Here is an 18,665-nt window from a genome sequence, read left to right as displayed (position 1 = left end):
GCTTCCTAGAATTGGGACATAGCGCGCCGCTGTCAGCTTGCGGGGTTGCTGACTCCACCTGTCGTGGATGCGATCGATACGGCCTCCAGCTTGTCCGCGTTTTTCCGTACCTCCATCCGGGCGGGGCTCCGACGTTGGCTCCCCCCCGTGGCGCGCCGTATTCGCCAACTGCGCACTCTGGAGGAAACCATGAGCTATCACCTGGAAGGCAGGCTGCTCGAAGTCTGCAACTGCCGCGTGCTGTGCCCCTGCTGGATCGGAGAAGACCCCGATTTCGGCACCTGCGACACGATCGTCGCGTGGCATATGGATCAGGGCACGGTGGACGGCGTCGACGTGTCGGGCTGCACCATCGCGGCCGTCGCGCATGTGCCCGGCAACATCCTGGAAGGCAACTGGACCGCCGCGATCTACCTCAACGATTCCGCGTCGGAGGCGCAGGAGCAGGCGCTGCTCAAGGTCTATACGGGCCAGGCAGGCGGGCCAATCGCTGAACTGGCCAAACTGATCGGCAAGGTCGTGTCGGTCGAACGCGCGCCGATCACCTTCGACATCATGGGAGCGAAAGGCACGCTCAAGATCGGCGCCGACTATTACGCCGAACTCGAACCCTACATTGGCCCGACCGGCGCGCAGACCACGCTGGCCGACACCGTGTTCTCAACCGTGCCCGGCGCGCCGGTGTTCGTCGGCAAGGCGCCGGTGTATCGCTCGAAGAACGCGACCATCGGCATCGACGTCGACATCAAGAACCACAACGCACTGCAGAGCACGTTCCTGTTTGACGCTTGACCGTGACACCAGCCATGCGCGCGGCAGCATCGCGTCATCAGCGCATCTTCCTGCCGGTGCTCGCCGGCCTGGTGACGCTTGCCTGGCTCACGCTGTGGCTGTGGACACGCAGCCCTTACGGCCGCTACCTCGACCACGGTGAATGGACGATGTCCGGCCCGGCGGCCTGGCTGTGCCGCGCGATTCCGGCGGGCTCGCTGATCGTGCCGGCGGCGCTCTATGCGCTGGCCTGGACGCTGATGATCCTGGCGATGATGCTGCCGACCACGCTGCCGCTGTTCAATGCCTTCGACCGTGTCGTGATGGAGCGACCGGATCGCTCGCGCCTCCTGGTGCTGCTCGGCCTCGGCTACGTGAGCGCGTGGAGCGCATTCGGCCTGCTGGTGCACGGCGTGCATGCGCTGCTGCTGGCGGGCATCACACGCGTACCGGTGCTCGGCTGGCATGGCTGGCTGATCGGCGCGGCCACCCTCGCCGGGGCGGGTGCGTTCCAGTTCAGCGCGCTCAAGTACCGGTGCCTCGACCGATGCCGCTCCCCGCTGAGCTACGTGATGAGCCATTGGCGCGGCCGCGCGCACGCGCGCCAGGCGTTCATGCTGGGCCTGCGTCACGGGCTGTTCTGCGTCGGCTGCTGTTGGGCGTTGATGCTGCTGATGTTCGTGGTGGGCGCCGGCAGCCTCGGTTGGATGCTCGTGCTGGCCGCCGCCATGGCCGTCGAGAAGAACGTCTCCTGGGGCCGGCAGCTCAGTGCGCCGCTTGGCGTGGCCCTGCTGGCGGGGGCGGCGGTACTGGTGATCATGCATGCCTCGAGCATGGCGCCGCTCGCCTGAGGCCGCCATGGACCCGGTCGACGACAATCGGCTCGCGTTGCGCACGGTGCTGCTCACCAGCATCACCATGGTGGCGTTTGCCTCCAACTCGCTGCTGTGCCGGCTGGCCCTGCAGCACGCTGCCATCGATGCGGCGAGCTTCTCCAGCGTCCGCCTGGTCTCTGGCGCCGCCATGCTGGCCATCCTCGCGCGGGCCGGTTCTGCCCGGGCAGGCAGCGCGCTGCAGTCACACACGGATTGGGTCGCCGCAGCCATGCTCTTTGCTTACGTCGCGTTCTTCTCGTTTGCGTATCTCACGCTCAGCGCGGGCACGGGCGCGCTGATCCTCTTTGGCGCGGTGCAACTCACCATGCTGGCCGCGGGCCTACGCGCGGGCGAGCGGTTCGAGCCGCTGGGCTGGCTGGGCTTTGCGCTGGCAGCGGGCGGGTTGGTCTACCTCGTGTCGCCTGGCATGACGGCGCCAACCCCGCTGGGCGCGGCACTCATGACGGCGGCCGGCATGGCCTGGGGCGTGTATTCGCTGCGCGGGCGCGGGTTGACCGATCCGCTGGGCGCTACCGCCGGCAATTTCCTGCGCGCCGCGCCCATGGCGCTGGTCCTGAGCGCGCTGCTGGCCAGCCGTGCGCACGCCAGCTCGGCCGGGATCGGGCTCGCCTTCGCTTCCGGCGCGGTGACCTCGGGCATCGGCTATGTGATCTGGTATGCCGCACTCAAGGGGTTATCGGCGATCCGCGCTGCGGCGGTGCAGCTGTCGGTCCCGCCCATCGCCGCATTCGGTGCGGTGGTGTTCCTGGCCGAACCGTTCACGCCGCGCCTGGCGGCGGCATCGGCGGCGATCCTCGGGGGGATCGCCGTGGTGCTGGTCAGCCGCACGCAACGCAAACGCGCCGAGGCAGCGCCGCAGGAACAGACGCCCACCCGGCAATAGCGCCTGCCCGGGAGCGGTTACAATCACGGCTTTCCGTGATCACCGCGCGCAGCCCGGCAAGCCCATGCCCCGTCGCTGTGTTGCAGCCTCCACCTGCGATCTTCCGGGGGTGCCCGGATCGGCGCATGCCAGCGACAGTGGGCAGCGCCCACGCAAACCCATTTGATTTAGAGCCTTTCGCCATGAGCCTCCAATGCGGCATCGTCGGTCTGCCCAACGTCGGCAAGTCGACCCTGTTCAATGCCCTGACCAAAGCCGGCATCGCCGCCGAGAACTACCCGTTCTGCACCATCGAGCCCAACGTGGGTGTGGTGGAAGTGCCTGACATGCGCCTGACCGCGCTGGCCGAGATCGTCAAGCCGGAGCGCGTGCTGCCGGCGGTGGTCGAGTTCGTCGACATTGCTGGCCTGGTGGCGGGCGCCTCCAAGGGCGAAGGCCTGGGCAACCAGTTCCTGGCCAACATCCGCGAGACGGATGCCATCACCCACGTCGTGCGTTGTTTCGAAGATGAAAACGTCGTGCACGTGGCCGGCAAGGTCGACCCGATTGCCGACATCGAAGTCATCAACACCGAACTGGCACTGGCCGACCTGGGCACCGTCGAGAAAGCACTGCAGCGCTACACCAAGGCCGCCAAATCGGGCAACGACAAGGAAGCCGCCAAGCTGGTCGCCGTGCTCGAAAAGGCGCAGAAAGTGCTGGACGAAGCCAAGCCGGTGCGCGGCCTCAACCTGACCGACGAGGAATGGGCGACGCTCAAGCCGCTCTGCCTGATCACTGCCAAGCCGACCATGTACGTTGCCAACGTCAAGGACAACGGCTTCGAGAACAACCCGCACCTGGACGCCGTGCGCGCCTACGCCGCCCAGACGAACTCGCCGGTGGTGGCCGTGTGCGCCGCCATCGAAGCGGAAATCGCCGATCTGGACGACGCTGACAAAACCGAGTTCCTTGCCGACATGGGCATGGACGAGCCCGGCCTGAACCGCGTGATCCGTGCCGCTTACAAGCTGCTCGGCCTGCAGACCTACTTCACCGCCGGCGTGAAGGAAGTGCGCGCCTGGACGATCCACATCGGCGACACGGCCCCGCGCGCAGCAGCCGCCATCCACACCGACTTTGAACGCGGCTTCATCCGCGCGCAGACCATCTCGTACGACGATTTCATCCAGTACAAGGGTGAACAAGGCGCCAAGGAAGCCGGCAAGATGCGCGCCGAAGGCAAGGAATACATCGTCAAGGACGGCGATGTGCTGCACTTCCTGTTCAACGTCTGATCAGGCACGCGCAACGAGCAAGCCCCGCACATGCGGGGCTCTTTCATGGGTGAGGCGCTGCGATCCGCCTCAGCGCCGCACCACTTGCGGCCGGATGCCCTCCCCGCACCAGCCGGCCATCGCGCAGTTCGATCACGGTGTCGAACTCGGTCTGCTCCTGCGGGCTGGCAAACAGATAGCGATAGCGCGCATTCTCGTAGGCGCCCCTGAAACCGGCAGGCACCTGGGCGTCGGGCAGGCGGCGCAGCTGGCCGAAGCGCGGCACGCCATCGCGTTCGGGCCAGGCCAGGTCGGACACCTGGCCGCACAGCAGGCTGCCGTTGCGCGAGAGATCGTGCATCGAGAAAAAACCCACCTCGTCGGCCAGGTAGCCGGCCACCGGCCCGCTCAGGCGACCGACATAGGGGCGGCTGACCTCGGTACAGGTCCGCACGGTGTAGGCCAGACCGGCCGCCGGCAGACTCAGCAGCAGGGCGCCGGCCGCCAGCCAGCCAGCTTGCCGCCGCCCACGCCGTGTCATCGACGGCCCCGCACCAGTCCCCACACCGCAGGCACCACCATCGCGCCGATCACGGCCGCCGTCCACGCCAGGATCTGCCCGTCGGCATACAGGTGTGCGAACTGGCCACCGTAGTAACCGGCCAACGCCCCGATCACGCCCGCCAGCAAGGCCGTCGCCCATCCCAGGCGCTTGCTGCCCGGATGCAGCCAACGCGCCACGAAGCCCACCGCCAACCCGATCCAAAGCGGCCCGATCCACCCCATCGCCATGTTCTCCAAGTTCGATTGGACGCGTACCTTAGCGCAAGCAAGCAGGGAAAACCATCGATGCAGCGCATGCCGCATAAATCACATTCATCCAATGAGCCGCGGCTGGTTTGACCTGCGTCCTGTCGGGTGTCGGCTCGGGCGTTATAATTTCGAGTACTCAAAATTCGTGCCGATCCACATCGGCCGGCCGCCCCCACATGCAGTTGCTCACCCTCGGAATCAACCACCACACGGCGCCGCTTTCTTTGCGCGAGAAGGTGGCGTTTCCGCTTGAGCAGCTCAAGCCCGCGCTGGGCACGCTGCGTCAGCACCTGCCGCACCTCAAGAGCACGGCTGAAGCGGCCATCCTCTCCACCTGCAACCGCACCGAGATCTATTGCGCCACCGACGGCAACCTGCCCGAAGACACCGCGCATGAGCACGCCATCCGCTGGCTGGCCCATCACCACAACATCGACGCGTCCGAACTGGCGCCCCACGTCTATTCGTTGGGCCAATCGCAGGCTGTTCGCCACGCTTTTCGCGTAGCCAGCGGGCTGGATTCGATGGTGCTGGGCGAAACGCAGATCCTCGGCCAGATGAAAGACGCCGTGCGCACCGCCACCGAAGCGGGCGCCCTAGGCACGTACCTGAATCAGCTATTCCAGCGCACCTTTGCAGTGGCCAAGGAAGTGCGCGGCACGACCGAGATCGGCGCGCATTCCGTATCGATGGCCGCCGCCGCCGTGCGCCTGGCGCAGCGCATCTTCGAGTCGATTGCCGAACAGCGCGTGCTGTTCATCGGCGCCGGCGAGATGATCGAACTGTGCGCCACCCACTTCGCCGCGCAGACGCCGCGCGAGGTGGTGATCGCCAACCGCACGCTGGAGCGCGGCGAAAAGCTGGCCGAGGCGCTGTCGAACCAGGGCCTGAATGCCCGTGCCGTGCGTCTGGCTGAATTGCCGACCAAGCTGGCCGAGTTCGACATCGTCGTCTCGTGCACCGCCAGCACGCTGCCCATCATCGGCCTGGGCGCCGTGGAGCGCGCGATCAAGCAGCGTCGCCACCGCCCGATGTTCATGGTCGACCTGGCCGTGCCGCGCGACATCGAACCCGAAGTTGCACGCCTGTCCGACGTGTTCCTCTATACCGTGGATGACCTCGGCGCCATCGTGCGCGAGGGCAACGCGCTGCGCCAGGCTGCTGTGGCACAGGCCGAGGCCATCATCGAGACGCGCGTGCAGAACTTCATGCACTGGCTGGATGCGCGCAGCGTGGTGCCCATCATCCGCGACCTGCACGCGCAAGCCGAAATGCTGCGCCAGAGCGAACTGGAGCGCGCGCAACGCATGCTTGCGCGCGGCGATGACCCGGCGCTGGTGCTCGAAGCGCTATCGCAGGCGCTGACCAAGAAATTCCTCCACGGCCCGACCCATGCGCTGAACCACACGCAGGGCGAGGGCCGCGAACAGCTCATCGACCTGCTGCCGGCGCTGTTCCGCCAGTCGAGCCACTCCGAGCGCTAGCGGCGCATTCTCCCGCACGCGCCCGACCCGGGCGCCTCCTGCGGCGCGTTATCATGCGCCGCCTTCGCCCTAGCGTTTCTCTGTCGCGACTGCCCGAATGAAGCCCAGCATGCTGTCCAAGCTCGACCAACTGGCCGAGCGCACCGTCGAAATCAACGCGCTGCTCGCGCGCGAAGACGCCACCGCCAATCTCGACCAATACCGCAAACTCACGCGCGAACACGCCGAGCTGGAACCCGTGGTCGCGCAATACGCGGCATGGAAGCAGGTTCAGGACGACGTGGCCACTGCACAGGAGTTGCTGGCCGATCCCGACATGAAGGCGTTTGCCGAAGACGAGATCCGCGCCGCGCGCGAACGCATGGAGTCGCTCGAAGGCGAGCTTCAGCGCCTGCTGCTGCCGAAGGACCCGAACGACCACCGCAACATCTTCGTGGAAATCCGCGCCGGCACGGGCGGGGATGAGTCGGCCCTCTTCGCGGGCGATCTGCTGCGCATGTACACGCGCTTTGCTGAACGCCAGCGCTGGCAGGTGGAGATCGTGAGCGAATCGCCGTCGGATCTGGGCGGCTACAAGGAAGTGATCGTGCGGCTGGCGGGCGAAGGCGCGTATTCGCGACTGAAGTTCGAGTCCGGCGGCCACCGCGTGCAGCGCGTGCCGGCCACCGAGACCCAGGGACGCATCCATACCTCCGCCTGCACCGTGGCGATCATGCCCGAGGCCGACGCGCTGGCCGACATCCAGATCAACCCGGCGGACCTGCGCATCGACACCTTCCGCGCCTCCGGCGCTGGTGGCCAGCACATCAACAAGACGGATTCGGCCGTTCGCATCACCCACCTGCCGACCGGCTTGGTGGTGGAGTGCCAGGACGACCGCAGCCAGCACCGGAACAAAGACCGCGCCATGCAAGTGCTGGCCGCGCGCCTGAAAGACCGCCAGGAGCGCGAAGCGCAAGCCAAGGAAGCCAGCGCCCGCAAGAGCCTGATCGGCTCCGGCGACCGATCCGACCGCATCCGCACCTACAACTTCCCGCAGGGCCGCGTGACCGACCACCGCATCAACCTGACGCTGTACAAGATCGACGCGATCATGGACGGCGATCTGGATGAACTGGTCGGCGCGCTGGCTGCCGAGCACCAGGCCGAGCAGCTCGCCGCGCTGGGCGAGGATGTCTGATCGCGCCAGATTGTTAAAAAGCGCGGGCTTCGTAACATCCGCTTGCGTTTGATACAGCTTTGCGCGGTGGCGCGACGGCTGCCCGTTCCTATAATCGATCTCGATCGCGCCGAGTGCGCCGCCGGTCTCATCCGGTGGCTCCCCCTCCCTGACAGGCGCGGCAACCACCACGACGATTAGGAGAATCGCAATGCGTACCCAACTGCTGGCCATTTCCGTTGCCACGACCCTCGCCCTTGGACTGGCCGCCTGCGGCAAGAAGGACGAAGCCCCGGTCGACGCCGCCAAGAGCACGATCCAACAATCGGCCGATGCGGCCAAGCAGGCTGTCGACAGCGCCAGCAATGTCGCGGGCAAGGCTGCAGATGCCGCCAAGGCCGGCGTGACCGAAGCCGCCTCCGGCGCGCAAGCCGCGATGGACGCCGCCTCGGGGGCGATGGCCCAAGCCAAGGACGCTGCCAAGGATGCCGCCAGCAAGGCGGCAGACGTTGCCAGCAAGGCCGCCGATGCCGCCAAGGAAGGCGCGGAGAAGGCCAAGGACGCTGCCAAGCAATAATCGCAACAACCTTCCGCCCGCACGGGCCCGCGCCGATACGGCCGGGCCCGTGTTATTTTGTGCGCCCGATCTTTGCCGTTGCCCAGCCTGCCGTGTCGTCTGTCTCCGTGATCCCGCCCGAAACCCTGGCCCGCGTCGCCGATGCGCTGGCCGCGCTCACACGCGCCGGCCTGCCTAGCCTGGAGGCGCGCATGCTGGTCTCGCATGCGACCGGCCTGTCGCGCGTGCAACTCATCACGCAGGACACCTACCCCGTGGACGAAGCCGTGCGCCGGCAGATCAGCGAACTCGCCGCGCGCCGCCTGGCCGGCGAGCCGATGGCCTATCTGCTGGGCGAGCGAGAATTCTTCGGCCGCGTGTTCAAGGTCACGCCGGCCGTGCTGATCCCGCGCCCCGACACCGAACTGCTGGTCGAGCAGGCACTGGACCGCATCAACGAGCGAGATGCACCCAACGTGCTGGACCTCGGCACCGGCAGCGGCATCATCGCCGTCACCATCGCGCTGGCGCGGCACGATGCGCGCGTGTGGGCCACCGATACTTCGGCCGATGCGCTGGCTGTGGCAATGGGCAACGCCCAGGCGCTGGGCGCGACGAACCTGCATGCGGCGCTGGGCGACTGGTACGGCGCGCTGGCCGAGGCCGACGCCCCGCCTGTCTTCGACCTGATCGTCAGCAACCCGCCCTACATCGCCGTGACCGACGAACACCTCGGCCAGGGCGACTTGCGCTTCGAGCCCACTGGCGCCCTCACCGATCACGAAGACGGCCTGCGGCACCTGCGCACCATCATTGCCGGCGCTCCGGCACGCCTGGCAGCGAATGGCTGGCTGCTGCTCGAACACGGCTATGACCAGGGCGGGGCCGTGCGCAAGCTGCTGGCCGAGACGGGCTTCGCCGAGGTCTTCACCGCGCAGGACCTGGCCGGCCACGACCGCTGCAGCGGCGGGCAGTGGTTAGCTCAAAACGCCGCCTGACGAACATCGCTAAAATAGCCAGGTTTTCCAATGCGGAAGCGGCGCCGTGCCGCCTCCCTCACCGAATCGAGTCTCCCCATGAGCACCACGCACGAAAAGATCGACCAGATCGTCAAGGGCCACCCAGTCGTCCTCTTCATGAAGGGCACGGCGCAATTCCCGATGTGCGGCTTCTCCGGCCGCGCCATCCAGATCCTGAAGGCCTGCGGCGTGGACCAGCCTTACACCGTCAACGTGCTGGAAGATGACGAGATCCGCCAGGGCATCAAGGAATACGCCAACTGGCCGACCATTCCGCAGCTCTACGTCAAGGGTGAGTTCATCGGCGGCTCGGACATCATGATGGAGATGTACCAGAGCGGCGAACTGCAGCCGCTGCTGGCTGCCTGATCGGCGATCGCCGCCTGAAAAACGCGTTCTCATTTCAGCGTGACCTCGCCTCAGACCACCGCCCTCGAACCGCAGCGCGTGCGCCGCATCATCGTGGCGATCACGGGGGCATCGGGGGCCATCTACGGCGTGCGGCTGCTGCAAGTCCTGCAGGGGCTGCGTGAATCAGCGGGGGTGGAATCGCACCTGCTGATGTCGCCCGCAGGGCTGATGAACGTGCAGCACGAACTGCACATGACGCGCGAAGAAGTGGAAACGCTCGCGCACGTGGTGCATAACGTGCGCGATATCGGCGCCACGATCGCCAGTGGCTCGTTTGCCGCCGAGGCAATGGTGGTGGCGCCGTGCTCGATGAAGACGCTGGCGGCCGTCGCGCACGGCCTGTCAGACAACCTGATCGCGCGCGCGGCGGACGTCACGCTCAAGGAGCGTCGCCGCCTGATCCTGATGGTGCGCGAGACGCCGCTGAACCTCGCGCATCTGCGCAACATGACGGCCGTCACGGAGATGGGCGGCATCGTCTTCCCGCCCGTGCCAGGCTTCTACCAGCGCCCCAAGACCATCGACGATCTGGTCGACCACACGGTTGGGCGCGTGCTCGACCTGCTGGGCCTGCCGCAGACGCTGGCGCCCGGCTGGCCGGGACTACGTTCAACGGATTAGGTCAACGCACCGCCGATCAGCGGTGGTGATAGTTGAAGTACACCGACGGTCCCCAATAGCCGTAACCGCCGTAGTAAGCCGGGGCTGCATAGACCGGCGCGGGTGCCACCGCCACCGGCGCCGGATACACAGCACAACCCCCAAGCGTCGCGGCCAACAAGGCCAGAGCCACGATTTTCATGATTCGCGTCCTTCAGCCCCTCCAGTGAGGCCATGCGGACGTTATAAGCCCGGCCGGGCGACGCCGGGGTCATGCGCGTGTAAGGGATGTAACGGAACACTACGAGCGTGTGTCCGTAAGCTCACCGCGGTGGCGTCGGCTTCCCGGCAGCAGGCTTGCCCGCAGCGGCGGGTGCAGAGGCAGCCACACCGGAAGCGGGCTTGGGCGCATCCGGATCGACTTCCGCGCGCATCTGGTCCATCACGGCGCCGGCACGCGGCGCCCAGAGGAATTCCACCGTGCCGTTCTGCGGTTCTTCAGGAATCGCGTACATCGTCACGATGGTCTGGCGTGCCGCCCAGCGGGCGCGCAGCGAATCGACCGTCTTGCCGGATTTCAGCTTGAGCGCGGCCTTACCCTCCTGCGCGGGCTTGCCGTAGCGGTCGGACAGTGCTTGGAAGACGCGCTGCTCCGTGTCGACGCCACGCGTGGGCACGAACAGTCCGGCGACGTTGCCCTGGTCGATCAGCAGCACCGCCTGCGGACCGTCCATCAACTCGGGACGCCTGGCCTGCGGCACGCCCAGCGAGCGCGTGCGGCCGTGCGATTCCAGCGCGTCCGAGCAGTATTCCGAGACATCCTTGCCGCCTGCAGTGCGCACGTCCTCACACGAGGGCAGCTTGGGCAGCGGCTTGCCGAGCGGAAAGGCGTCGAGCAGCACGGCCACGTCGCCGGGGTCGCGTACAGCCTTGGCCGGTGCAGCCGCAGCCGCCTTGGGCGCCTCCTTGGCGCCAGGTGCAGCAAACGCCACCGGCGCCAGCAGCGAAGTCGAGAAGGCGAGCGCAAAGGCGCGACGCGTCCAGCGGGTCATGCGAACTCCATGGGGGGGAAGTGCCGAGAGTGTGCCACGTGGACACGGGAAACCGGGTCTGACCCGTCTGCGACGGCCCGCGTTCCCGTTCAGCCGATGGCGGATCGGGCGGACGGCGCATATTTACACGCCAATTTACGCGGTTATGGGTGTTATGCCGACGAAAAACGTTTTCAAAATGTTGCCAGTTTTGATCTCGCAAAGGTCGGGCGGGTAAAATCTGGCCGGCACAGACGAATGACCGGTAGGCCCAAGCGTCACTTTTCGCTGGCCAACCGCATAGACGCGATCTCATTTTGAACATCCCCTACGCTGTTTCTCCTCATTCCCGGCGAACCCCACGTGCTCGCTCGGTGGCCGGCTACGCGCGGCTGGTCGTGGGCCTGCTGGCGCTGGCCTCGGCGCATGCGGTGCTGGCTTTCGGCTTCAACGATGTGGCCGTGCGCGCCAAGCAACTGGCCGCCAAGCCATACCAGGCACCAGCCAACACCCTGCCCCGCGAACTGCGTGAACTCCGCTACGACCAGTACCGCGAGATCCGCTTCAAAGCGGACCAAGCCTACTGGCGCAAAGACAAGCTGCCGTTCGAGCTCGGCTTCTTCCACGAAGGCTCGTACTATGACCAGCCGGTGAAGATCAACGAGGTCTCACCCGCCGGTGTGCGCGAGATCCGCTTCGACCCGCGCCTGTTCGACTACGGCCCCGTGCGGCTGGACCCGAAACAAGTGCACAAGCTCGGCTTTGCCGGCTTCCGCGTGCACTACCCGATGAACACGCCCAAGTACAAGGACGAAGTGGTTGTCTTCCTTGGCGCGTCGTACTTCCGGGGCATCGGCAAGGGGCAGGTCTATGGCCTGTCCGCGCGTGGCCTGGCCATCGACACCGCGCTCAATTCCGGCGAGGAATTCCCCCGCTTCACCGACTTCTGGATCGAGCGCCCCGCCGCCAACGCGAAGGAACTGACGATCTACGCGCTGCTCAACTCGCGCCGCGCCACAGGCGCCTACCGCTTCGTCATCAAGCCCGGCACCGACACGGTGGTCGACGTGAAGGCGCAGGTCTACATGCGCGAGAACGTCAGCAAGCTGGCGATCGCGCCGCTCACCAGCATGTTCTTCTTCGGCGAGAACCAGCCGGCCGCCGCGCTGGATTTCCGCCCCGAGGTGCACGACTCCGATGGCCTGTCGGTGCTCTCCGGCACCGGCGAATGGATCTGGCGACCGTTGACCAACCCGAAGCGCCTGCTGGTCAGCTCGTTTGCCACCACCAACCCCGGCGGCTTCGGACTGATGCAGCGCGACCGTGCCTTCTCCAGCTACGAAGAGATCGGCGACCGCTATGAACTCCGCCCGAGCGCCTGGATCGAGCCCGAGGGCAAGTGGGGAGCGGGCCGCGTGGAACTCGTGCAGATCCCGACGCCGGACGAGACCAACGACAACGTAGTCGCCTACTGGGTGCCCGAGAACCCACCCAAGCCACAGCAGCCGTTCAACCTGGAATACCGCCTGCTGTGGCAGAAGGAAGGCGACAAGAAGCCAGCCCTGGCCTGGGTCACGCAGACGCGCCGCTCGCACGGCTGGACCACCAAGCGCCCCGACGAGCGCAAACCCGACGATACGATCGCCTTCGTGGTGGATTTCGAAGGCCCGGCGCTGGCCAAGCTGTCGCCGAATGCCAAGGTGGAGCCGGTGTTCTCGGCAGACGCCAACGGCAAGATCGAGTCGATCTTCGGCCAACCCAACACTGCGACCGGTGGCTGGCGCGTGACCGTGCGCCTCAAGCGGGTCGACGACGATAAACCTGTCGAACTGCGCGGTTACCTGCGCAGCGGCGGTACCGGACTTTCTGAGACGTGGAGCTACCTGCTACCTCCGGGCTGAACGCCCGGCAAGACGAAGCTGCCAGCGCAATCGGCGCTGGCACCTCAGCCCACCCGGCTACGGCTCAGTCCGTAGCTAGGCGCTATCTTGAGGCGCTGCCGCTGGCTGCAGAGACCCGTGTCGCGCTGGTGCGCGACGCCGGCATCGCGGCCGGCGATGACGATGCCGCGGCGCTCGCCAAGCTGCATCGCGCACTGGCCAAGCTCGACCCCGCGCAGACAACGTCGCTCGACGGCAACGCGCCGGCCTACGCATCCATCGGCTCGCGCCTGGACGCCGCCTATGGCGCGACGCGCATCGATGCAACATCAACCGAACCCGCCGCCGAACCCGCCCCGCCACTCGAACACGACAGCGCAGGCCGCATCCATCTGGACACCGGCCCCGAGCCCGCACGGCGCTCGATGGTGCCGTGGCCATGGGTGCTCGGCCCGATCTGGCGCGCACGCCGTGCCGTCGATCGCTGGATGCACGGCGGCGAGGCGCCGGCGCCCTACGAGGCGCCCGACTCGCCGGACCCGAAGGGCATCTGGCGCTTTGTCGGCTCACGCCGCCGACTGACGCTGCTGGCGCTGATGATCGCGCAGACCATCGCCGCCACCTGGGCGATGAGCACGGTGCTGCCGTATCACGGCCGCGACTGGCTCGAGGCCATCATCATCGTGCTGTTCGCGGTGCTGTTCTGCTGGGTGTCGGCGGGCTTCTGGACGGCCATCACCGGCTTCCTGCTGCTGGCCTTCCACGGCGACCGCTTTGTCATCTCGCGCCGTGCCACGCCCGACTCCACGATTCCGGACGATGCGCGCACAGCCATCGTCATGCCGATCTGCAACGAGGATGTGCAGCGCGTGTTCGCGGGCCTGCGCGCAACATACGAATCCTTGCAGCACACCGGCCATCTGGAGCATTTCGACTTCTTCGTGCTGTCGGACTCGGGCGACCCGGACATCCGCACCGCAGAAGCCGACGCCTGGCTGCACATCTGCCGTGCCTTGGATGGCTTCGGCCGCATCTTCTACCGCTGGCGCCGCCACCGCGTGAAGCGCAAGAGCGGCAACATCGACGATTTCTGCCGGCGCTGGGGCGGCAAGTACCGCTACATGATCGTGCTCGACGCGGACAGCGTGATGAGCGGCGATTGCCTGACGCGCCTGGTGCAGTTGATGGAAGGCGCGCCGTCCGCCGGCATCATCCAGACCGCGCCGCGCGCCGCCGGCCGCGACACGCTCTACGCGCGTATCCAGCAGTTCGCCACGCGCGTGTATGGGCCGCTGTTCACCGCCGGCCTGCATTACTGGCAGCTTGGCGAGTCGCATTACTGGGGCCACAACGCCATCATTCGGCTGGCCCCGTTCGTCAAGCACTGCGCGCTGGCGCCGATTCCGGGCAAGGGCTCGCTCTCGGGCGAGATCATGTCGCACGACTTTGTCGAAGCCGCGCTGATGCGCCGCGCCGGCTGGGCCGTGTGGATCGCCTATGACCTGGACGGCAGCTACGAAGAGATGCCGCCCAACCTGCTCGACGAGCTGGGCCGCGATCGCCGCTGGTGTCACGGCAACCTGATGAACTTCCGCTTGTTCGGCGCGCCGGGCTTCCACCGTGTGCACCGCGCGGTGTTCATCACGGGGGTGATGGCCTATCTGTCGGCGCCGCTGTGGTTCCTGTTCCTGCTGCTCTCGACGGCGCTGCTGGCGAAGCACACGCTGATCGCGCCGGAGTATTTCACGCAGCCGCGCCAGCTCTTCCCGATCTGGCCGGAATGGCACCCGGAAAAGGCCGCCGCGCTGTTCTCGGCCACCGCCACCGTGCTGTTCCTGCCGAAGATCCTGAGCGTCCTGGTGCTGTGGGCGCAGGGGCCCAAGCGCTTTGGCGGTGCGCTGCATCTGGCGGCGTCGATGGTGATCGAGGCGGCGTTCTCGGTGCTGGCCGCGCCGGTGCGCATGCTGTTCCACACGCGCTTCGTGACCGCCGCGTTTCTCGGCTGGAAGGTGCACTGGAAGTCGCCGCCGCGTGAGGATGCGCAAACGCATTGGAGCGACGCCGTGCGCCGCCACGGCCTGCATACGGTCATCGGCGTGGTCTGGGCGGGCATCGTCTACTGGCTGAACCCGAGCTTCCTGTGGTGGCTGTCGCCAGTGGTGGGTGCGCTGATCGTGTCGATCCCGCTGTCGGTGTTCTCCAGCCGAGTGAGCCTGGGCCGGCGCATGCGCCGCCTGCATCTGTTCATGATCCCCGAGGAGGTGCGCCCGCCACGCGAGCTGCGCGCCACACGCAAGCATCTGCGCAATGCACCGCCGACGCCGGATTTCCGCCAGGCGGTGGTCGATCCCGTGACCAACGCGCTGATGTGCGCGATCGGCACGACGCGCCTCCCGCACGATCCGCGCCTGCTGGCAGTGCGTGAGGCGACTGTGCGTCACGCGCTGGAGGTTGGCCCCAGCCAGCTCACAGCCAAGCAGAAGCTGGTGCTGCTGTCCGATCCGCTGGCGCTCTCGGCGCTGCACCTGGCGGTGTGGGCGTCGTCGGACCATCGCACTGCCTGGCAGGCAGAAACCGCTGCCTGACAGACGCTGACGCGGCCCGGAGTACCACGCCCCACAAGGCTCTTGCCGTGTGGGGCGTTTTACTTTCCGTTACACCTGTAGGACTTGCGTAGCACCCAATACACGTTGCGGTTCGTAGAATGGCCTCAACAACCTGACACACGAAGTCGACGCAGCCGCCCGGCAACGCGCCGCACCGGCCTCGCAACTAGCCAAGGAGAAGCATCATGAAACGCACACTGCTCGCATTCGCTTTGGGTGGCGCCGCGCTGTGCGCCTCGACGGCGGCGCTGGCGCATGTGGACGTCGGCGTGTCGATCGGCGTGCCTGCGCCGGTGTATGTCGCCCCGGCGCCGGTCTATGCACCGCCGCCGGTGGTCTACCGTCCGGCTCCGGTGTACGCGCCGGCCCCTGTGGTCTACGGCGGCTACTGGCGTGATCGCGATGACTGGCGCGAGCGTGAGTGGCGCCGCCACGAGTGGCGCGAACGCGAATGGCGTCACGATCACGGCTGGCATCGCGGCTGGGATCGCTAAGCCCCAACGCAATCAACAGTAGTCTCCCAAACACGGGCCGCTCACACGAGCGGCCCGTTGCTTTTGTACGCCCCCCCCTGCGCAAATCGCAAACCGACCTATGCTGAGCGTAGCGGTCATCGCAATCCCGCCGCCGGCCGCACAGCATATGGGAGGACGCCATGTCGATCTCCAGCACCCTCGACGGCTGCCTGCGCAGCAAAGGCTGCCTGTACGAGGTGATCCGCCATCCGCATACCCAGACCAGCACGGAAACCGCGCAATCGGCCCATATCCCGGGCGACCGCCTGGCCAAGACGCTGCTGCTCGAAGACAAGCTCGGCTATGTCGCCGCCGTGCTGCCTTCGACGTATCACCTGCATTTATCGGAACTGCAAAAGGCGTCGGGGCGCGATAACCTGACGCTGTCCGACGAATCGGAGTTGCGCGAAGTCTTCAAGGACTGCGATGCAGGCGCCGTGCCGCCGGTGGGTATGGCCTACGGCATGCCAACATACCTCGACAGCAGCCTGATGACCCATGGCGACATCTACTTCGAAGCCGGCGACCACGAGAACGTGGTGCACATGGACATGGACCAGTTCATGGCGCTCATGCGCGACGCCAAGCCCGCGCGGTTCGCCCACCGGATGCAGGGCATCCTCTTCTGAGTCTGTTGCGCTGACGGAGTGCCATCATGGCCGACGATGTCGTCATCACGGTCCGCAACAACGGGCCATATCACGTCAAGGGAAGCTTTCGCGTCGTCACCCAGGGCGGGCGCGAGTTGCCGGTGGAGGAAGGTCAGGCATGGCTGTGCCGCTGCGGGCACTCGCTGAACAAACCGTTCTGCGATGGTTCGCACAAGCGCATCGAGTTCGACAGCAACCTCGACGCGCCCACGGCTGAAAGTTCTCCATAGGACGGTTCGAAGGCCGTAGCGAGCGACCCGAGGTCGGTTCGAGAAGCGCAGCCGTACATGGGTACGGCGAGCTTCCCAGGACCGAGATCGGGTCACGCAGTAGGCCTGCGAGCCGTCCTAGCGAACCACAGGCTTGTAGCGGATGCGCTTTGGCTTGGCGCCCTCTTCGCCCAAGCGCTTCTTCTTGTCGGCTTCGTATTCCTGGTAGTTGCCCGGGAAGAACTCGACGTGCGAGTCGCCTTCGAACGCGATGATGTGCGTGGCGATGCGGTCGAGGAACCAGCGATCGTGCGAGATCACCATCACGCAGCCAGCGAATTCGAGCAGCGCGTCTTCCAGCGCGCGCAGCGTTTCCACGTCGAGATCGTTCGACGGTTCATCCAGCAGCAGCACGTTGCCGCCCGAGATGAGCGTCTTGGCCAAGTGCAGGCGCCCGCGCTCGCCGCCCGAGAGCGTGCCGACATGCTTCTGCTGGTCGCCGCCCTTGAAGTTGAAGCGGCCGATGTAAGCGCGCGACGGCGTTTCATAGCGGCCCACCGTGAGGATGTCGGAGCCGTTCGAAATCTCTTCGAAGACGGTCTTGTCAGCGGACAGCGCGTCGCGGCTCTGGTCCACATAGGCCAGCTTGACCGTCGGGCCGATCTTGATGGTGCCCGCGTCCGGCTGCTCCTTGCCCGTGATCATGCGGAACAGCGTCGACTTACCGGCGCCGTTCGGACCGATAATGCCGACGATGGCGCCCGGCGGAATCGTGAAGCTCAGGTTGTCGATCAGCAGGCGATCGCCATAGCTCTTGCTGACGTTCTGGAATTCAATGACCTCGTTGCCCAGACGCTCGCCGGCCGGAATGAAGATTTCCTGCGTCTCGTTGCGCTTCTGGTATTCCTGGCTGTTGAGCTCGTCAAAGCGGGCCAGACGCGCCTTCGACTTGGCCTGACGGCCCTTCGGGTTCTGACGCACCCATTCCAGTTCTTTCTTCAGCGCCTTCTGGCGAGCCGACTCGGTGGACTCTTCCTGCTTGAGGCGCGTCTCTTTCTGATCGAGCCACGAGCTGTAGTTGCCCTTCCAGGGGATGCCGTGGCCGCGGTCGAGTTCGAGAATCCATTCTGCGGCGTTGTCGAGGAAGTAGCGATCATGGGTGACGGCCACCACGGTGCCAGGGAAGCGCGTGAGGAACTGCTCGAGCCAGTCCACCGATTCCGCATCCAGGTGGTTGGTCGGTTCGTCCAGCAGCAGCATGTCCGGGCGCGAGAGCAGCAGCTTGCACAGCGCCACGCGACGCTTCTCACCACCGGAGAGGTGTTCGATCTTGGCGTCCCACGGCGGCAAACGCAGCGCGTCGGCAGCAATCTCCAACTGCAGTTCGACGTTATCGCCGGCACCGGCGGCGATGATCGCCTCCAGGCGGCCCTGCTCTTCGGCCAGCTTGTCGAAATCGGCGTCCGGCTCGGCGTAGGCGGCGTAGATAGCTTCGAGCTGCTTCTGCGCGTCCATCACTTCGCCCATCCCGCTTTCCACTTCTTCGCGCACAGTCTTGGCCGGATCGAGCTGCGGCTCCTGCGGCAGGTAGCCGATGTTCAGGTTGGGCATCGGCGTGGCTTCGCCTTCGATGTCCTTGTCGAGGCCGGCCATGATCTTGAGCAGCGTCGACTTGCCCGAGCCGTTCAGGCCCAGCACGCCGATCTTGGCGCCAGGGAAGAACGACAGCGAGATGTCCTTGAGGATCTGGCGCTTGGGCGGAACGATCTTGCCCACGCGGTTCATGGTGAAAACGTACTGTGACATGGGGTAAAAGCGGGGATAAAGCGCGTGAAATTGGGAACCCGCGGAGTGTAGCAAAGGCGGGGAACAACGCCGCGCAGGCAAAAGAAAAGGCGCCCGCTAGGGGTAATGCCGTTCAGTTAA

The 18,665-nt window shown here is 66.2% G+C and carries 20 protein-coding genes; 15 read left to right on the top strand and 5 right to left on the bottom strand.

Features of this window, described 5'->3' with window-relative positions; genetic code table 11:
- The first annotated feature begins 189 nt into the window (after positions 1 to 189).
- The 4 genes from B4F51_RS11135 to ychF all read left to right on the top strand — a co-directional run bounded on the left by B4F51_RS11135 (position 190) and on the right by ychF (position 3,827).
- Positions 190 to 792: a DUF1326 domain-containing protein gene (locus B4F51_RS11135; RefSeq protein WP_296225470.1), complete on the top strand. Its 603-nt coding sequence runs from the start codon at positions 190 to 192 to the stop codon at positions 790 to 792.
- Positions 793 to 806: 14 nt separating this feature from the next.
- Complete coding sequence (locus B4F51_RS11130) at positions 807 to 1,622, top strand: DUF2182 domain-containing protein (RefSeq protein WP_296225468.1); 816 nt, start codon at positions 807 to 809, stop codon at positions 1,620 to 1,622.
- Positions 1,623 to 1,629: 7 nt separating this feature from the next.
- Entirely contained in the window at positions 1,630 to 2,550 is a 921-nt protein-coding gene (locus tag B4F51_RS11125; RefSeq protein ID WP_296225506.1) for a DMT family transporter, read from the top strand.
- A gap of 182 nt (positions 2,551 to 2,732) precedes the next feature.
- A complete protein-coding gene (gene ychF, locus B4F51_RS11120; protein ID WP_296225466.1) occupies positions 2,733 to 3,827 on the top strand; it encodes a redox-regulated ATPase YchF in 1,095 nt (364 codons plus the stop codon).
- A gap of 43 nt (positions 3,828 to 3,870) precedes the next feature.
- Here ychF and B4F51_RS11115 read toward each other — a convergent pair whose 3' ends face one another.
- Both B4F51_RS11115 and B4F51_RS11110 read right to left on the bottom strand, forming a co-directional pair.
- Positions 3,871 to 4,347, bottom strand: a complete 477-nt coding sequence (locus tag B4F51_RS11115; RefSeq protein ID WP_296225464.1) for a hypothetical protein — start codon at positions 4,345 to 4,347, stop codon at positions 3,871 to 3,873.
- Positions 4,344 to 4,592, bottom strand: coding sequence for a GlsB/YeaQ/YmgE family stress response membrane protein (locus B4F51_RS11110; RefSeq protein ID WP_296225462.1), 249 nt, complete (start codon positions 4,590 to 4,592; stop codon positions 4,344 to 4,346). The genes B4F51_RS11115 and B4F51_RS11110 overlap by 4 nt, the downstream gene beginning before the upstream one ends.
- A gap of 203 nt (positions 4,593 to 4,795) precedes the next feature.
- On the opposite strand from B4F51_RS11110, the gene hemA reads away from it, so the two are divergent.
- The 6 genes from hemA (at position 4,796) to B4F51_RS11080 (ending at position 9,869) form a co-directional block, all read left to right on the top strand.
- Positions 4,796 to 6,103: a glutamyl-tRNA reductase gene (hemA, locus tag B4F51_RS11105; protein ID WP_296225461.1), complete on the top strand. Its 1,308-nt coding sequence runs from the start codon at positions 4,796 to 4,798 to the stop codon at positions 6,101 to 6,103.
- 97 nt (positions 6,104 to 6,200) lie between these two features.
- Positions 6,201 to 7,283 (top strand): peptide chain release factor 1, encoded by a 1,083-nt coding sequence (prfA, locus tag B4F51_RS11100; RefSeq protein WP_296225459.1) that lies wholly within the window; start codon positions 6,201 to 6,203, stop codon positions 7,281 to 7,283.
- Between the two features lie 190 nt (positions 7,284 to 7,473).
- A complete protein-coding gene (locus tag B4F51_RS11095) occupies positions 7,474 to 7,839 on the top strand; it encodes a hypothetical protein (RefSeq protein WP_296225458.1) in 366 nt (121 codons plus the stop codon).
- Between the two features lie 92 nt (positions 7,840 to 7,931).
- Positions 7,932 to 8,816, top strand: coding sequence for a peptide chain release factor N(5)-glutamine methyltransferase (prmC, locus tag B4F51_RS11090; RefSeq protein WP_296225457.1), 885 nt, complete (start codon positions 7,932 to 7,934; stop codon positions 8,814 to 8,816).
- Between the two features lie 78 nt (positions 8,817 to 8,894).
- Positions 8,895 to 9,206: a Grx4 family monothiol glutaredoxin gene (grxD, locus tag B4F51_RS11085; protein ID WP_296225455.1), complete on the top strand. Its 312-nt coding sequence runs from the start codon at positions 8,895 to 8,897 to the stop codon at positions 9,204 to 9,206.
- Positions 9,207 to 9,245: 39 nt separating this feature from the next.
- Complete coding sequence (locus tag B4F51_RS11080) at positions 9,246 to 9,869, top strand: UbiX family flavin prenyltransferase (RefSeq protein WP_296225454.1); 624 nt, start codon at positions 9,246 to 9,248, stop codon at positions 9,867 to 9,869.
- A gap of 16 nt (positions 9,870 to 9,885) precedes the next feature.
- Here the strand turns inward: B4F51_RS11080 and B4F51_RS11075 are convergent, their stop codons facing one another.
- Positions 9,886 to 10,050 (bottom strand): hypothetical protein, encoded by a 165-nt coding sequence (locus B4F51_RS11075; protein WP_296225452.1) that lies wholly within the window; start codon positions 10,048 to 10,050, stop codon positions 9,886 to 9,888.
- A gap of 121 nt (positions 10,051 to 10,171) precedes the next feature.
- Positions 10,172 to 10,900 (bottom strand): hypothetical protein, encoded by a 729-nt coding sequence (locus B4F51_RS11070; protein ID WP_296225451.1) that lies wholly within the window; start codon positions 10,898 to 10,900, stop codon positions 10,172 to 10,174.
- Positions 10,901 to 11,253: 353 nt separating this feature from the next.
- Between B4F51_RS11070 and B4F51_RS11065 the strand changes: the two genes are divergently transcribed.
- The 5 genes from B4F51_RS11065 to B4F51_RS11045 all read left to right on the top strand — a co-directional run bounded on the left by B4F51_RS11065 (position 11,254) and on the right by B4F51_RS11045 (position 16,760).
- Positions 11,254 to 12,780 (top strand): glucan biosynthesis protein G, encoded by a 1,527-nt coding sequence (locus tag B4F51_RS11065; protein ID WP_296225450.1) that lies wholly within the window; start codon positions 11,254 to 11,256, stop codon positions 12,778 to 12,780.
- Positions 12,753 to 15,344, top strand: a complete 2,592-nt coding sequence (gene mdoH, locus B4F51_RS11060) for a glucans biosynthesis glucosyltransferase MdoH (RefSeq protein WP_296225449.1) — start codon at positions 12,753 to 12,755, stop codon at positions 15,342 to 15,344. The genes B4F51_RS11065 and mdoH overlap by 28 nt, the downstream gene beginning before the upstream one ends.
- 206 nt (positions 15,345 to 15,550) lie before the next feature.
- On the top strand, positions 15,551 to 15,859 hold the full coding sequence (locus B4F51_RS11055; protein WP_296225448.1) for a hypothetical protein: 309 nt from the start codon (positions 15,551 to 15,553) through the stop codon (positions 15,857 to 15,859).
- Positions 15,860 to 16,020: 161 nt separating this feature from the next.
- The gene (locus B4F51_RS11050; protein WP_296225447.1) at positions 16,021 to 16,509 is read left to right on the top strand and encodes an aminoacyl-tRNA deacylase; all 489 of its coding nucleotides are present in this window, start codon (positions 16,021 to 16,023) and stop codon (positions 16,507 to 16,509) included.
- A gap of 26 nt (positions 16,510 to 16,535) precedes the next feature.
- Complete coding sequence (locus B4F51_RS11045; protein ID WP_296225446.1) at positions 16,536 to 16,760, top strand: CDGSH iron-sulfur domain-containing protein; 225 nt, start codon at positions 16,536 to 16,538, stop codon at positions 16,758 to 16,760.
- A gap of 117 nt (positions 16,761 to 16,877) precedes the next feature.
- On the opposite strand, the gene ettA is transcribed toward B4F51_RS11045, so the two are convergent.
- Positions 16,878 to 18,545: an energy-dependent translational throttle protein EttA gene (gene ettA, locus B4F51_RS11040; RefSeq protein ID WP_296225445.1), complete on the bottom strand. Its 1,668-nt coding sequence runs from the start codon at positions 18,543 to 18,545 to the stop codon at positions 16,878 to 16,880.
- Between the last annotated feature and the right edge of the window lie 120 nt (positions 18,546 to 18,665).

Source organism: Ralstonia sp. UBA689 (assembly GCF_002298975.1).
Lineage (GTDB): Bacteria > Pseudomonadota > Gammaproteobacteria > Burkholderiales > Burkholderiaceae > Ralstonia.
Note: the sequence above shows the minus strand (reverse complement) of the source record. Positions and strands in the feature narration are given on the sequence as shown.

Coding starts and splice junctions, on each gene's coding strand:
- B4F51_RS11135 (WP_296225470.1), top strand. CDS start 190: ATGAGCTATCACCTGGAAGGCAGGCTGCTCGAAGTCTGCAACTGCCGC.
- B4F51_RS11130 (WP_296225468.1), top strand. CDS start 807: ATGCGCGCGGCAGCATCGCGTCATCAGCGCATCTTCCTGCCGGTGCTC.
- B4F51_RS11125 (WP_296225506.1), top strand. CDS start 1,630: ATGGACCCGGTCGACGACAATCGGCTCGCGTTGCGCACGGTGCTGCTC.
- ychF (WP_296225466.1), top strand. CDS start 2,733: ATGAGCCTCCAATGCGGCATCGTCGGTCTGCCCAACGTCGGCAAGTCG.
- B4F51_RS11115 (WP_296225464.1), bottom strand. CDS start 4,347: ATGACACGGCGTGGGCGGCGGCAAGCTGGCTGGCTGGCGGCCGGCGCC.
- B4F51_RS11110 (WP_296225462.1), bottom strand. CDS start 4,592: ATGGGGTGGATCGGGCCGCTTTGGATCGGGTTGGCGGTGGGCTTCGTG.
- hemA (WP_296225461.1), top strand. CDS start 4,796: ATGCAGTTGCTCACCCTCGGAATCAACCACCACACGGCGCCGCTTTCT.
- prfA (WP_296225459.1), top strand. CDS start 6,201: ATGAAGCCCAGCATGCTGTCCAAGCTCGACCAACTGGCCGAGCGCACC.
- B4F51_RS11095 (WP_296225458.1), top strand. CDS start 7,474: ATGCGTACCCAACTGCTGGCCATTTCCGTTGCCACGACCCTCGCCCTT.
- grxD (WP_296225455.1), top strand. CDS start 8,895: ATGAGCACCACGCACGAAAAGATCGACCAGATCGTCAAGGGCCACCCA.
- B4F51_RS11075 (WP_296225452.1), bottom strand. CDS start 10,050: ATGAAAATCGTGGCTCTGGCCTTGTTGGCCGCGACGCTTGGGGGTTGT.
- B4F51_RS11070 (WP_296225451.1), bottom strand. CDS start 10,900: ATGACCCGCTGGACGCGTCGCGCCTTTGCGCTCGCCTTCTCGACTTCG.
- B4F51_RS11055 (WP_296225448.1), top strand. CDS start 15,551: ATGAAACGCACACTGCTCGCATTCGCTTTGGGTGGCGCCGCGCTGTGC.
- B4F51_RS11050 (WP_296225447.1), top strand. CDS start 16,021: ATGTCGATCTCCAGCACCCTCGACGGCTGCCTGCGCAGCAAAGGCTGC.
- B4F51_RS11045 (WP_296225446.1), top strand. CDS start 16,536: ATGGCCGACGATGTCGTCATCACGGTCCGCAACAACGGGCCATATCAC.
- ettA (WP_296225445.1), bottom strand. CDS start 18,545: ATGTCACAGTACGTTTTCACCATGAACCGCGTGGGCAAGATCGTTCCG.